This is a genomic window from Puia sp. (genome assembly GCF_036500295.1).
Taxonomy (GTDB): Bacteria; Bacteroidota; Bacteroidia; order Chitinophagales; family Chitinophagaceae; genus Puia.
Genome location: NZ_DASYCH010000009.1, coordinates 48,082 through 62,676 on the forward strand (window position 1 = coordinate 48,082; position 14,595 = coordinate 62,676).

12 protein-coding genes are annotated in these 14,595 nt (G+C 52.7%); 1 reads left to right on the forward strand and 11 read right to left on the reverse strand.

Going from position 1 to position 14,595, the window contains the following annotated elements:
* The 3 genes from VGM48_RS03880 to VGM48_RS03890 form a co-directional block, all read right to left on the reverse strand.
* Window positions 1-330, reverse strand: a complete 330-nt coding sequence (locus VGM48_RS03880) for a metalloregulator ArsR/SmtB family transcription factor (RefSeq protein WP_331576404.1) — start codon at window positions 328-330, stop codon at window positions 1-3.
* A gap of 106 nt (window positions 331-436) precedes the next feature.
* On the reverse strand, window positions 437-1,768 hold the full coding sequence (locus VGM48_RS03885; RefSeq protein ID WP_331576405.1) for an amidohydrolase family protein: 1,332 nt from the start codon (window positions 1,766-1,768) through the stop codon (window positions 437-439).
* 60 nt (window positions 1,769-1,828) lie between these two features.
* On the reverse strand, window positions 1,829-2,164 hold the full coding sequence (locus VGM48_RS03890) for a YrdB family protein (RefSeq protein WP_331576406.1): 336 nt from the start codon (window positions 2,162-2,164) through the stop codon (window positions 1,829-1,831).
* 260 nt (window positions 2,165-2,424) lie between these two features.
* On the opposite strand from VGM48_RS03890, the gene VGM48_RS03895 reads away from it, so the two are divergent.
* The gene (locus VGM48_RS03895; protein WP_331576407.1) at window positions 2,425-3,318 is read left to right on the forward strand and encodes an acyl-CoA desaturase; all 894 of its coding nucleotides are present in this window, start codon (window positions 2,425-2,427) and stop codon (window positions 3,316-3,318) included.
* A 436-nt stretch (window positions 3,319-3,754) separates the two neighbouring features.
* Here the strand turns inward: VGM48_RS03895 and VGM48_RS03900 are convergent, their stop codons facing one another.
* The 8 genes from VGM48_RS03900 to VGM48_RS03935 all read right to left on the reverse strand — a co-directional run bounded on the left by VGM48_RS03900 (window position 3,755) and on the right by VGM48_RS03935 (window position 14,572).
* Window positions 3,755-4,225, reverse strand: coding sequence for a DUF6756 family protein (locus VGM48_RS03900; RefSeq protein ID WP_331576408.1), 471 nt, complete (start codon window positions 4,223-4,225; stop codon window positions 3,755-3,757).
* Window positions 4,226-4,277: 52 nt separating this feature from the next.
* Window positions 4,278-5,162, reverse strand: a complete 885-nt coding sequence (locus tag VGM48_RS03905) for an alpha/beta hydrolase family protein (protein WP_331576409.1) — start codon at window positions 5,160-5,162, stop codon at window positions 4,278-4,280.
* Window positions 5,163-5,210: 48 nt separating this feature from the next.
* A complete protein-coding gene (locus tag VGM48_RS03910) occupies window positions 5,211-5,708 on the reverse strand; it encodes an SRPBCC domain-containing protein (RefSeq protein ID WP_331576410.1) in 498 nt (165 codons plus the stop codon).
* Window positions 5,709-5,721: 13 nt separating this feature from the next.
* The gene (locus VGM48_RS03915; protein WP_331576411.1) at window positions 5,722-6,963 is read right to left on the reverse strand and encodes an OmpA family protein; all 1,242 of its coding nucleotides are present in this window, start codon (window positions 6,961-6,963) and stop codon (window positions 5,722-5,724) included.
* 32 nt (window positions 6,964-6,995) lie between these two features.
* Window positions 6,996-10,763, reverse strand: a complete 3,768-nt coding sequence (locus tag VGM48_RS03920) for an MBG domain-containing protein (RefSeq protein ID WP_331576412.1) — start codon at window positions 10,761-10,763, stop codon at window positions 6,996-6,998.
* Between the two features lie 394 nt (window positions 10,764-11,157).
* Window positions 11,158-13,314: an ATP-binding protein gene (locus tag VGM48_RS03925; RefSeq protein ID WP_331576413.1), complete on the reverse strand. Its 2,157-nt coding sequence runs from the start codon at window positions 13,312-13,314 to the stop codon at window positions 11,158-11,160.
* A 24-nt stretch (window positions 13,315-13,338) separates the two neighbouring features.
* The gene (locus VGM48_RS03930) at window positions 13,339-14,034 is read right to left on the reverse strand and encodes a LytTR family DNA-binding domain-containing protein (RefSeq protein WP_331576414.1); all 696 of its coding nucleotides are present in this window, start codon (window positions 14,032-14,034) and stop codon (window positions 13,339-13,341) included.
* Window positions 14,035-14,104: 70 nt separating this feature from the next.
* The gene (locus VGM48_RS03935; RefSeq protein WP_331576415.1) at window positions 14,105-14,572 is read right to left on the reverse strand and encodes a hypothetical protein; all 468 of its coding nucleotides are present in this window, start codon (window positions 14,570-14,572) and stop codon (window positions 14,105-14,107) included.
* Window positions 14,573-14,595: the final 23 nt, after the last annotated feature.

Sequence of the window (14,595 nt, forward strand, 5' to 3'; positions counted from 1 at the left end):
TTATTGATCTTTTCGCTTTTTATTAACCAGCTTGTTAAGAACCTTATCCAGGCGATCATGTTTTTGCTGCCATACCGCTCTGTACTGTTCTATCCACTGGGCTACTTCATCCAGTTTTTCGAGTTTGGCCTCGCAATACCTTTCCCGCCCTTTTTTCTCTACGGCTATCAGCCCGCACTCGATCAATATTTTCATGTGCTGTGAAATAGCCGGTCTGCTCATTGTGAAGTTTTCGGCAATGGTATTAAGGTTCAATGGCTGGTGAGCTATAAGGTTAATGATCTCTCTTCTTGTAGGATCCGATATTGCATGGAATACGTCTCTTCTCATAGTGTTACAGTTATATGTAAGTAATCGCTTACAAATATATGCGTAAGTATTTACTTACGCAAAAAAAATTACTTTGAAGGTTTTTTGGGGATTCAGACTTCCGATATCACCGGGTCCCATATAATCCTGCGGCATTGTCATGCAGCGCCATCCTGGCCATTTCCATTGCCTTTGCGCGGTCTATTTCACCGTCGTTTATCATGCCGGTTAATGCCAGTGCCAGCGCCCGCCTTGTCGAGTTGTTTGAAAGCCATGTCACCACCTCCCAGTCAATTTCCGGGCTTAAGGAAAAGGCATCCGTTCCAAAAAGGATCTTTTCGGGGTACATTTCAAGCCAGTTCCTCAATGTTTCACTGAGCTCACGGGGGTAAGTGATCAGTGTTTGCAGCGAAAAGTCGCCATAAACATTTGGTTTGCTCATCAGGGAGCTGACCTCTTTTGTGAAGGGATAGCCGCCATGGAGGAGCACAAAATTGGTTTTACGCAAAGAACTATCGTTAAAAACCGATTGAAGGAGCAAAGGGTTGCTGCCGCTTTGGTCGTAGAAACTGCCGACCCCCGAAAAGCAATGGATGTGAACTGCCATTCCCAGGCGGCCTGCTTCACGTGCCAGGTAGTAGAAAAGAAAATCCTGGAGGATCTTATAGTCATTGGCGCGCGGCTCGCCGCCTGCTACGAACCTCGCGTAAGTTGCGCTGGCTATCGTCCTGTCGGGGTTGTTAAAATCCAGTTTGCGCAGGTAGGCGGCTTCGAATTTAATGGCCACTGCCCCGGCCTTCTTTTGCCTTTCGAGCGTTGGCGTCACAATGGTCTTAAGGTAAAGATCCAGTGATGACGGCAAGGTGCTCAGGCCAAGATCGCCGATATAGCGTTTGAGCAATTTCTCCACCCCAGGGTAAAAGCCATTGTAGTCCGGATTGGCGGCTTTCGCCTTTTTGTTGCTAAGCGGAAACAGTAAGGCATCGTCAAATGCCACCCATCTAAAACGGGGATGAATCAGCCCCTCGCCCATCGCAACCCGGTTGGCGAACATCGTTTCAATATTGACCCTGTCCAGTACCCAGGCCGGAAAATTTTCTCCCAGCCTGTCGAGTACGCGTTGTTTGGAAGCCATCAGTTCTTTGAGATGTGCCGGGCTCCTGTCATTATAGGGATAGCCATATAATTCCTTCCAGGCCCTGATGAATTCGGGGTTGGTTTCTCTGATCCGGAAGGGCAGCGGGAAAGGGGGAACGGCTTCGACCGGTAATGCGTCATATTCATTATCGGGCTTCTGCCCCGCAGCCACATACTTCAATGGATGCGCGTGATTGTCGATCGCTTTGATCGCCGAAATATCTTTCAGCAGGTCTTCATCTATCCCCACTTGCGCGCGGGCTATCATCGGCGCGATCGCCAGCAATAAACATACGCTGACCACAATCGATCGATCTCTCATATTAGTATAGTTTTGGCAACCTAAATTTACAATTCCTGGAAGACGTTAAAAAGCCCGGCCTCAGCTTTCCGACAAATAACCGGTAAGCATGGAGATCACCGAAACGATAAAAAAGATGATCGCATATTTCTCCTGTCCGGCCCTGGACCATAAGAAAGCCGCCAGTCCGAAAAGGACGGTGGCAAAAATGGCCCGATAAGGCATTCCCAATCTGCGGGAAGATCTGGGTGCGGCCCATATCCCCCATAGAAAGGCTACTGCCAGCGGCAGGCCGATTCCCCATAGCCAGGCGGGGGCGCCTGTATGGGTATGGAATCCCCAATAGCCCAGTGCCGTCAACATCCCTAATTCCATAAAAAAAAGGACGACCAGATTAAATTGTAATACGGTCTTCATTCGTTACTTATTTTTCATGTAAATGACGTTATAATAGTCGACATTTGTCTGGACCCTTTAAAGAATATCATCACTTGCACATGGCCAAAGTAAGCTTCAATAACAAAAATCAAGTCTTTTACACCTCCCTAAAAGCGTCTGTAGACCAATATTTTACATATACTGGAAAAAAGAAGACGGGCAATGTACAGCTATACGTTAAATCTGTCGTTCTCATCCTTTCGGCTATTTGCTTATATGTATTATTGCTATTTGTACCCATGACGGTTCTGCCCACGATCCTGGCCAGTTTGTTTTTGGGTTTCGCGCTGGCAAGCATCGGGTTTAATGTCATGCACGACGCCAATCATGGCAGCTATTCTTCCCGTAAATGGGTTAACAAGACACTCGGGCTTACCCTGAATGCCCTGGGGGGTAATAGTTTCATCTGGAAACAAAAGCACAATATCATCCACCACACCTACACCAATATTGAAGGGATCGATGATGATATTGCCAAAAGCCCTTTTATCCGGATGTGTGGCTCACAGCGGTGGTTGCCTGCTCATCGCCTGCAACACCTTTATACTCCGTTGCTATACGCCTTCAGCTCCATCATTTGGGTGCTTTTCCAGGATTATGAGAAGTATTTTAGAAGGAAGATAGTCAACACCCCGCTTGCGAAGATGTCGGCGGCCGATCACACGATCTTCTGGATAAGCAAGGTGCTTTACCTGGTCTTTTATATCGTTGTTCCCATTGTGCTGATGGGTTGGCAATCCTGGTTGGTGTACTTTTTCTCCATGCACATTGGCCAAGGGCTCACCCTATCCATCATTTTCCAGCTGGCCCATGTCGTTGAGGAAACAGAATTTGATTCGGTAAGCGTTGAAGCGAAGCTGATAGAGAATGAGTGGGCAATACACCAGGTAAAAACGACTGCCAATTTTTCACGCAATAACAGAATTATTTCGTGGCTTGTCGGCGGGTTGAATTATCAGATAGAACATCATTTATTTCCGCGAATAAGCCATATACACTATCCGGCATTGAGCAGGCTTGTTCAGAAGGAGTGCGCGGCGTTTAATGTGCCCTACAATAATATGCCCACCTTCAGATCAGCCGTCGTTTCACATTTTCGGTTTATCCGGCTTTTGGGAAAGAAGCCAGCGTAGGTCGCCTTTCAGGGGTTCGGGCTTACCAATGCCTTTTCGGTGAAACGGTTCTTTTGAATTCGTATTGATTTTCAATTAGTTGTATTTCCTGGCGCTTCCTTCCTGTAAAAACGATCACCTATAACCAGGCCATTAACGGTCGCCCGGCCGCTAAGCACCTTGTCATTGAACTTTTCCAATCTTGAGCTGCCGCTTGGTATGACGCAATAGTCACATTTGGTCATAATAAGACGGATAACGAATTGATCTTCTTTGCTGGTGATCGTTCCTCTGTAGTAGAAGAAACCACCGTCTGATGCCGACCAGACTGTATCATGTCTATGGATCGTGACCGGGTCCTGGGAAACCCATACGCTATCACCTTTTATTGTAGCCTTGCCCGGATGTCGTGTTTGTGAGGAAAAGACCTAGAAAGAGTATGGAGATTAAAATTGGGTTATCCATTGGCTAATTTGTCAAAAGGTGTAATTGATTCACCACTCTTTAATATAGTAACGCTATTGTTATCTTCGGTCACACAAAAGAATGTAAACCAACCGTATTTTTTTTCAACAATGAAGAAACTGGCCTTGTGCAGTCGTACCAGGGCAATCAGCGAACCTAGATTGCAATCATACACATAGTGGCTTGCTGTCGGCGCCTGACTATTGGGGATTATTACCCAATGATTGGTCGAATCAGTCAGAAACATTAAAGAGCTTTCCAGGTCTTTCGCGTTTATGGTTGCTACTTCAATTTCTTTTCTAATATTATTCTTCCAATTGGAAAAATGGTAATTAGAATTGACCTTCTTTATAAAGCGATTCTCAATCTTTTTCATTATCTCAACCCAATCGCTAAAGGGGACTGAAAACTCTGCAGGAGAATATGATTTTTTTAGTCTGTCTATATGTTCTTCCCAATACATATTGGTCAAGATTTTGGCAATACTGAATCAAGTCAATTTTGCTTTTGGAGAATTACTTATCCAAAAAAGCAAGCACCATCTTCATAAGCGCCACCCGTTTATTTGTGAAGGGATGATCGGTTTGCCAAACGTCGTATTTGAAATAGGACTCGTTAGCCGATCGTAACGCATTGGCCAGGGCACTATTCCGGGTATGTTCATCAAGCATTATGAGCTGTTTTTTCGCCAATGCGGTTGCCCCTTTGGCCAGATTAAAATAGTCCGGGTCCTTTAATACGGGATCAAATATTTCATGAAGCGAGGAATTTAAAACGAAGTACCGTCCGCCAAGGTCGGGGGCGGCGGCCATTGCCACCATTTCCTTTTCTGTCAGCACCTTTTTGTAATCACCGTAAATATCCCAGGTCGATAAGGCAAAGCCCTTTTTTATTCCGGGCAGCAGCTGCAATGCCTTCAGACAAACAAACCCGCCCATGCTATGCCCAAACAGCGCGATATTGGAGGTGTCGATCTGCAAAGAATCTGCCTGTTTTCTACAAAAAGCCACGACGTTGACCACATCTTCAACACAGTTTTTGAACGAAAATTTGCCCTGGCTTCCCCACGACCCACGATAATCAAAATAGATAACATTCCATCCATGGGCCCTGACCACCTGTGCCAGGTCGAGGTTACGCTCGTTACCCGGATAGCCATGGAGGAGCAACAGCGTAGGGTGTTTGCGGGACCCATTCGCCTTATAGATAAATCCGGCTAAGAGCGCATTATTCGAAGGAATAAATAACTCCGTCATGCCGGCCGGCGAATTCTTATCCCAGGAGATGTCCCTTAAGACGATGGAATCGGTTTGGGCAACGGCAAGGGTTGAAGCAAAGAAGGTCAACACAAGGGAAAACCATAAACACAATGCGGGCTTTGATCTGAAGAGAAGGGGCATAATTTAAAGTGGGGTTTGATAACAAAGATATGGATTAGGAGCTCTGGGTTAGCGCGCGCGGTGCTGATTGGGCCAGGGCCTCCCCTCGCCGGTTTCGCACAGCAACTTTAAACTCCGCAGGAACTGGCCCCAGGTATAGCTGCATTCGGCGAACATGGGCGTATCCTCCCGCCAGCCATCATGCCGGAAGATCAACAGCGTCCCTTCCGGTTCACTTTGCTGACCGATCTGATCCTGTGCTTCTGGATGCAGACGCAGCAAGGTGGCTTTGCTGCCCGGCAGGAGGGTAAAAGAGAGTGCGGTTCCTGTCCACTCGGCAGCCCCGCTGATGCAGGTCCACTTGACGAGTTCACCGGGTTTTAGTTGCGTAATCTTCATTTCCTTGAAGTAATCCGGGCCAAAGGGAAAGCGGGCGATGCTGTTGACCTCGGCCCTGGCCGTCGTGTCGGGTGTCCACCAGGCGGCGAGGCCTTCCTGCGTGGTGAGGGCGCGATAGACGTTTTCAGCAGACGCGCCTATAAGTACTGACTGGTGGATATCCGGCATTGGTTGGGCTTTGCTATTTTATCGTTATGACCGCGCGCCGGTTCTGGTGATTGACGGCGGGATTGCCGGGCTGCACGGGATCGCTTTCGCCGGCCGACGTGACGCTCATTCGGTTGCGGTCGATGCCTTTTTCCCGGAGGTAACGGGCAACGGCACGGGCCCTTGCCGCCCCTACCCCTTTGTTCTCCGTTTCGGTTTCGCTGTCGCAATAATGCCCTTCAATGATGATGCGAACTTCGGGATATTGCTTCAGGAGGTTTACCACATCTTCCAGATGGGCTTTCTGGATCTCGGGAACGGCTGTCTCCCCAACAAAACCAAATACAATTGGCGCCTGGATGATCGCTGCTTCGTCATAGTTGAGGGTCGACTGCGTGGGTTGCTGCGAGCCGATCTTTTTGGGCTGGTAGGCCGGTTTTTCCTTCGAGGCGCCGATGGTCAGCCTTGCCTGCAGTCCGAAGGAAAATATTTTCGCCGGGCCGGCACCGGGCAGATCGAGCACGCTGTTGACCTTCACCCCGTTTATCCCGGAGGAACTGTAGGTGGCGAGGGACGTGACGCTGTTCTTGCCATTTACCTTGGTCAGGCCGTAGTCGAGGAAAAGGCCCGTATAAAGACGCATCCCGGGTCTTATCACAAAACTTACACCGGAGGCTGCGCTTAGCGCCGCCGCGGGTTTCAGGTCGGAGCTGGTGCTGCCGGACCAGTTGTTCAGAGTTCCGAAGCCATGTTGGGGCAGGTTGGACACCGCGATGTTGAAATCGGGATAATAGCCGGACATACTCAGCTGTTGTGCGGAGGCCTGGATGCTGGTATGGAAGGGGATGAATACTTTTGCGCCGCCATTGACGTACCACTGGATGTCGGCGTCGATGGTATGGAATTGCAACAGCAGCGGAATGCTTGCGGCAAAAAATCGCTGCGATTCCTTATACCCGGTTACTTTCACGTTGTATTGAAACGCGGAACCCCCGTCGTCCACCTCACCATAGGTAAGAACAAGGCCGTCCCGCAAGCTGGCCTGGGTACGGTAGAGCCCGCCGGAGATGCCGGTCAAAAACCCCAACCGGCTGGTCAGCCGAAACGTATAGTTCACCCCCAAAGAACCGCCCGGCTGTTGCTTGTTCTGGCCGTTCTGCAACGAGTATTGCAATCCCTGCAAACCGGCGTTCAACTCCACCCCTATCTCCTGCGCACGGGCTTGGGTGAGAATTGCGGTAAGACAGACCAGGGCTCCTATTATTTTCGCGATCATTTTATTGCTTTCTGATTTTCATTTGTCATATCCTATTTCACCACCAGCACATTGGTGCTTGCCTTTTGTCCGCTGGCCAGCAGCAGGTTGATAACGTAGATGCCTGTTTCGGCAGGCATGGTCACCTGCATCGCCGGCTGAACGGCGGTTATTTGTTGCCGGACCCTGCCGGTGAGGTCCACGATCTGCATAACGGCGCCCGGCAAGGCGGCGCTGGTATAATTGCTGGTCACGGTGACCTGCGTGCCCGCGGAAGCCGGATTGGGACGAACGCTGATCCCCCCGGTCAACGGGGCGCCGCCGGTGATGGCGAGTATACAGCTCTGGATCTGCTGGCCGATCAGGTTGGTCGCAACGACATAGTATTTGCCGTTGAGCGTGGGTGTTTCGCTATAATACGGGTTCGTGGCGCCTGCAACGGCCTGGCCATCCTTGTACCATTGCCATTGTAAATAATTGCCACCGCTGTTGTCAAAGAAGATGGCATCGGTCCAGTGTTGCCGGATGAGCGAAGCAGACTGATAGAATACGGTGTCGGTAACGGGCGGCGCCGCGGTGTGATTGGCGTCCCCGGTCTGCGTGGCGGTTACGACCGTGGAGCCCGGGTGCAGCAAGGTCAGTACGTTCCCCGATACGCTGGCGACGCTGGTGTCGGGTACCGAATAGGTCACCGGCAGACCGCTGCTGGCCGTCGCGGTCAGCTGCACCTGTGTTGTGCTGTTGCAGCCAACCATCAGACTTTGGCCCCAGGTGATATGCTGCGGGGCAACGGTGATCGTCAACAAGCTTCCGGTGTAATTGAGCGTATAGTTGTTGCCGCCACTAAGGCTGCCGAGCGTTATGGGATAGGTACCTACATTCTCACCTGCCGCTCTGCTCAGCGATCCGGTAAATATTCCGGTGTTGTCTCCATTTAAATAGCCGCTGGCTGTATACGCTAGCGCCGGGTCTGCGCTGCCATAGACTTTTGTCTGAGGCGTGGCGGTTACGGCCAGCGCAGCTGGATTGACGGTGAGTGTGCCGGGGTTATAGACAAAGTTGTAATTCGGACTCACCGCGCCGGATACCGTGATGGGATAAGCGCCGGCGGGCGAGGCCGGGGTTACCGTCGTAGCTACCGTAGCCGGCGTGATCAGCCTGGAGAGATTGTCCCCGTTGACAAAACCACTGTAGGACGCTGTCAGCGGCGGCACTGCGCCTCCGTAGGTGATGGACTGGTCAGCCGCCGAAACGGTCAGCACCGCCGGCCGGATCGTATAGTCGCCATTGTTATACTGGATGGTATAGTTGGGGTCCACCGCACCGGAGGGGATCAGGGTATAGGTGCCTACGGGGGCACCCGGATAGGCCGTGTTGGTGATGGTTGGCAGCACGGTCAGGCTGTTGGGACCATCCCCGTTGAGGAAGCCGGTGTAGCTGATCGGAAGCGATCCGGTGGGTACGAGGGGATCGCCGTAGACGCTGCCGGAGGGACTGGCCGTGATGTTCAGGACGGCGGTTGCCACGGTCAGGGTGCCGTCGACATAGCTGAAACTATAGTTGGACGACGATCCGCCGCTGGCCGTGATCGGATAGTTGCCGGCGGGCGAAGCCGGTGTTGCCGTCGTCGAGGCCGTGGGCTGTGCCGCCAGGCTGGCCGCGTTGTCCCCATTGACAAAGCCGGTGTAGCGGACCGTCAGCGGGGGCAGCGGACCTCCCAGGGACATGGCTTTGTTGTCGGCCGTTACGGTTAGCAGCGCCTTGTCTACCGTCAGGGTGCCCGGCTGATAGGAGATGCTATAGTTGGGATCCACCGCACCTGACGCGGTGATGGTATATGGTCCGGCAGGGGAAAGCTGATTGGCCAACGTGGAGAGTGTGGGCGGTGTCGTCAGGCTGCCGGCATTGTCGCCGTTGACAAAGCCCGCATAGGTGGCGTTTAAAGGCGGCACTGTGCCTCCATAGGTGATATTCTGATTTGCCGCCGTAATCGTCAGGGCCGCCTGGCTGATCGTATAGTTGCCGGTGACATACTGGATGGTATAGTTGGGGTTTACGGCGCCGGAGGGTGTCAATGTGTAGGTGCCCACGGGAGAGCCTGGCAACGCTGTGTTGGCGACGGTTGGCGGTACGGTCATACTGCCGGGACCGTCTCCGTTTACAAATCCGCTGTAATTGACGGTAAGCGCACCGCCGGACAAGAGGGGAGCGCCATAGACGCTGCCGGCGGGATTGGCGGTGATGGTGAGGAGGGCGGTAGCCACGGTCAGGGTGCCGGGGAGATAGTTGAAGCTATAGTTCAAGGATGCGCCACCGCCAGCGGTGATCGCGTAGCCGCCGGCGGGCGAGCCCGCCGTTGCCGTGGTAGAGGCTGTGGGTGCGGCGGTGAGGCTGCCCACATTGTCTCCATTGACGAAGCCGGTGATGCTGACGGTCAGGGGTGGCAGGGGGCCGCCCAGGGCCATGGCTTTGTCGTCGGCCTTGACGGTCAGCGGCGCCTTGCCCACCGTCATCGTGCCGGGCTGGTAGCCGATGGCATAGTTGGAATTCGCGGCCCCTGTGACGGTGATGGGGTAAGGCCCTGGGGGGGATGTCGGGCTGGCCGTCGTGGAGAATGCCGGCGGGGTCGTCAGGCTGGCGGCGTTATCGCCATTGACAAAGCCGGTATAGGTGGCGGTTAACGGCGGCACCGCGCCTCCATAGGTCATGTTCTGGTCCGCCGCGGTAATGGTCAGGGCCGCCGGGCTGATCGTATAGTTGCCGGTGACATAGTTGATGGTATAGTTGGGGTTCACGGCGCCGGAGGGAGTCAGGGTGTAGGTGCCTGCGGGAGACCCCACCCCTGCCGTGTTGGCGACGGTCGGCGGCATCGTCATACTGCCGGGGCCGTCTCCGTTGACAAAACCGCTGTACGTGACGGTAAGCGCACCGCTGGACACCAGGGGGGCGCCATAGACGCTGCCGGCGGGTTCGGCGGTGATGGTCAGGATGGCTGTAGCTATGTTCAGGGTGCCGGGGACATAGTTGAAGCTATAGTTCATGGATACGCCGCCGCCGGGTGTGATCGGATAAGGACCGGCGGGTGAGGTCGCCGTTGCCAGGGTCGAGCCCGTGGGTGCGGTCGTGAGACTGGCCACATCTTCTCCATTGACGAAGCCGGTGATACTGACGGTCAGGGGCGGCAGGGGGCCACCCAGCGGCATCGTCTGGTTATCGGCCGTGACGGTCAGCGGGGCCTTGCCCACCGTCATCGTTCCGGGGTTGTAGGTGATGGCATAGTTGAGACTCGCCGCGCCGGAGACCGTGATGGGGTAAGGACCGGGGGCGGAGGTCGAGCTGGCCGCCGTAGAGAAGGAGGGGCCGGTCGTCAGGCTGGCGGAATTGTCGCCGTTGACAAAGCCGGCGTAGGTGGCGCTTAAGGCCGGTATGGCCCCCCCATAGAGCATGTTCGCATCGCCTGCCGTGATAGTCAGGGCGGCCTGGTCGATGACCAGCGTGTAGGTCTGCGTGCCGATGGTCTGATCCGGCGCCGGGGTGGCGTCCGCGGCTGCGAGGGTAAACGTGTACGAGCCGGCGGCGGTTGGCGTACCGGATATTCTTCCGTCGGGGGTCACGGACATGCCCGGGGGAAGGGTGCCTGCGGAAAGAGAAAAAGTATACGGAGAGAGGCCACCTGTCACCGTCAGGGGCTGATCGGTATAGATCGAGCCATATAGCCCATCGGGGATCGTTGTGGGTGAAAAGGTCAATGTTGTCTGGCCGTATAACAGGTGGGTCAATCCGGTTAAGAGGGCTGCAACTATGAAAGACTTCAATTGCATAAGGGCGACACGTAGTTTTGGATCGTAATAATACTATATAATTTACGACAATAAAGCCCGAAATCCTAGGATCGGCGTTATTTGCCGATAAAATTGGCTGTCAACCACTAAAAACTCCATTTCACCGACAGTTTTCGCCCGTTAATCGTATTTCCCAATGGACAGTTTTCCAACGACACGATCTTTGTGTCGAAGGATAGAGCCTTAAATCGCTGTCTGGCCGGCAGCAAGCCTGTGTACCATCCAAGAAACAGAAGAGAAGCCTATGATGACCATTCATTTCCCCCGTCAGGACTCTACTACATGTCACACTACCTGGACGGAAATATCCCCCCGGTGATGTAAATTACCGGGGGGATGATCTTAACCCGGGATCATCTTACGTGGGACCACCCTAAGCGGGCAGCGAGGCATAGTAATCCCTGGCCTCCTTCAACGCACTGAGGCAAACCCTTTTCACGGCCGTAATGGCATCCAGGAATCTTTTTTCATCGAAGATCTCGAATTCCAGCACGTCGAGATGCGGCTGGATCTCGTCCAGCAGTCCCAACACCGCAACATCGGATCGCATGATATGCGCAACTTTCGCGAGTGCGACGGCATCCTGGTTGGCTAGTCCCGTTTCCAGGTCCCCGATATCGCCGGGGATCACCTCGATAAATTGTTTTGTCACGGTCTTTTCATAGTCCTTATTCCCCTCGCTGATCCCGTGCATATACCGCAGATCGATATGCTGGTAATCGTGGTTTACGCCGGTGAAACGTTCGATCAGTCTGAAGAGTTCGCGTTCACTGATGGGTTTGGCAATGTAGTCATTCATTCCATAGCTGAGACATTTCTCCCGTTCGCCCGCAAACGCATGGGCCGTCATCGCGATGACGGGCGTGTCGAGCTTTAATTTCATCCTGATCTCCCGGGTTGCGGTATAGCCGTCCATCATGGGCATCTGGACATCCATCAGGACCAGGTCGAATCGCCGGGTCTGTAATCTTTTTATCGCTTCCATCCCATTGTTCACAATGTCATAGGAGAACCTCCAACGATTGAGCAGATGCTTGACGAGGTTCTGATTCGTTTCATTATCCTCCACGACGAGGATATGGATATGGCGGGCGTCGGGATATTCGGATTCTGTCGCTGCGGAGGTTGTCGCCCCGCTCAAGGGGCCGATGGCTATTTCATAAGGCAGGGTAAAATTGAAGGTCGTACCGACGCCCGGTTCGCTCTCTACGGATATTTCCCCGTGTTGCAGGTATACCAGGTCTTTAACGATGGACAGACCCAGCCCGGTGCCGCCATATTTGCGGGTCATGGAATCCTCCGCCTGCCGGAATCTTTCAAAGATGTCGGATACTTTTTCCTTTGCAATTCCTATCCCGGTGTCCCTGATGACGAAGCCGAGGAGGATCCGCTTCGGGGTCATTCCCCGATTGGAGATCTTAACCTGTATGGAGCCCTCGGAGGTGAATTTAAGCGCGTTGCCGATCACATTCACCAGGATCTGCGTCAGCCGGGTGGCATCGCCCGACAGGGTATCCGGGATCGACTCGTCGACCGTACAGGAGAAAAGCAACCTCTTTTCATTCATTTTTTCCGCGAACATCGTTTGAACGGAATGCAGGAGTCCCCGGACGCTGAAGGGGGCGGATTCGATGCGCATCATGCCCGCCTCGATCTTCGACAGATCGAGAATATCGTTGATGATCGTCAGCAGGTTATCCCCCGATTGCCGGATGGCATCGACAAATTCTATCAGTTCGGGATCGCGGGTCTTCGATTTTAGCAGGTTCGTGAATCCCAGGATCGCATTCATGGGGGTGCGGATCTCATGACTCATGTTCGCCATGAAGTTCTCTTTGATCATTGAGACCTCCCGTACTTTTTTCTCGGAGGAGTCCAGTCGTTGGATCAGGAGATTCTGCTGGCGTATCCTGCTGATGATATACCAGAACAATACGGCCCCGCTGACGAGCACGATCATGATCATGACGATGCTCCAGTTTTCCGCCTGTGATCCGCTTTCATCGATCGAATTGGAGATAGAATCCAGCAATCGCTGACGGCTGGCGTAGATCCTTCGGCTGGTTTCGTTGACATCGGCGAAAAACAGCCGGTGTTGCATAATGGTCCTGTAACTTTCGGGGGTGACCTTAGCCTTGTGGCGGAAGCTGTCGAGGATCTGATTGATCATCGCGGATTTTTCATCGGCCAGCGTGGCAAGCCGGTTGATGTTCCTCAGGGTGCTATCCTGATTATAGGTTATTCTCAGGGAATCGAGTAAGGTGAGGGCTTCGGCGAGCAGCGATTCTGCCTGGACGAGCGGGATGCTGTCATTGGTGAGTACGGCCCGGCCGATCCTTATTTCTGAGGAGAGGAGGTCTTGCTCCAGTTCGCGCAGGCGGTTTCCCGAGCGCATTTCATTCAACAGCTGTTTGTTCCCGGTGATGAGCAATTGAATATTCCGGGAGGAATTATATTGCATGAAAATGACCAGCAGGTTGCCGGCAATAAATGCGCAAAGTAGGAGATAAATGATCCGGTTACTGGTCATAGCCGATAGATATTGATCAACCTGCTAAAGGATGTTCATTCTCTTGTTCAATGCGGCGCGGAATGCATCGGCCACCGGCAGCGGTCTGCCGTTGATGACCAACGAACCTGCGTCCATGGTGTCTATCTTATTTACTGCCACCAGGTAGGACCGGTGTACGCGCATAAAGTAGGAAGGGGGAAGTCTTTCCTCCACCGCTTTCAATGTGGCATGAATAGCATAGAATCGTTCGGACGTGTACAACTTGACATAGTCACCCATGGCCTCCGCATACAGGATACTGTCCAGTTTCAGTCTTCGCACGATATTGGAGTCGCGGATAAAGATGAATTCATCCCCGGACCACTTCACCTCTTCCCTGTTGCTTTCGATGATGTCCCTTGCCTTATCGATGGCCTGCATAAAACGGGGGGTCGTTACGGGCTTTATGAGATAGTCGGCCACGTTGAGTTCAAAGGCATCGGCGGCATACTCTTTTTTGGAAGAGACAAAAATGATAACGGGACGTTTGTTGGTCAGATTGCGGGTGAGGTCCAGTCCTGACATGGCCGGCATTTCGATATCCAGCAGGAGAAGGTCCACCGGTTGGGTTTGCAGCAGATCATAGGCCTCCATTGCGTTGGTGCATTCGGCGACAACAACGATGTCACTTACCTTACCGGCAAGTTGGCGGATGGTGGTCCGGGCGATCTTGTTGTCATCTATGATCAAGGCATTCATACATTAAAAGTAGGAAATATGCCATTGATCGCAGTACACGGGTTGTGGGTAATTAGTGCTGGAACAGGGCCTAATTTAGCTCGGCATTTTCTTTGACGTAATGCATTGTCAATATGAGCTTTATCTCTCGCCGCTCGTTGAAATCATCATACAGATAAACGGCCAGATGCCATTTTTCAATGCCTTGCTCTTTGCTGTCGGCTTTATTGTTCAGGACCAGCAGACCGGAGCAGGAGTTGATGCTTTTCCCATCCTCCAATTTTCCTTCCAGGGAAAAGACCAATTCGCCATTCGAGATATCGGAGAGATGGACTTTCACCCCCGGAAATATCTGGGCATTCACTTTTATTCTTCCCTTGCTGAAAGTCGACCGGGCCAGTCGCGATCTTCCCGTGTCCGTCACCATCAGCTGGCTGTCGCCTTCCAGGGACAGGTTTCCCTTTTCGAAGTCGATATTGACGTTTGTCATATTGGAATTCGGGGCAGCCGTTTCAGGAATAAAATATTCGAGACGTTTGACTGGGATGGTTTGTTTCATTTTATTGGTTTTTAACGCTTGAA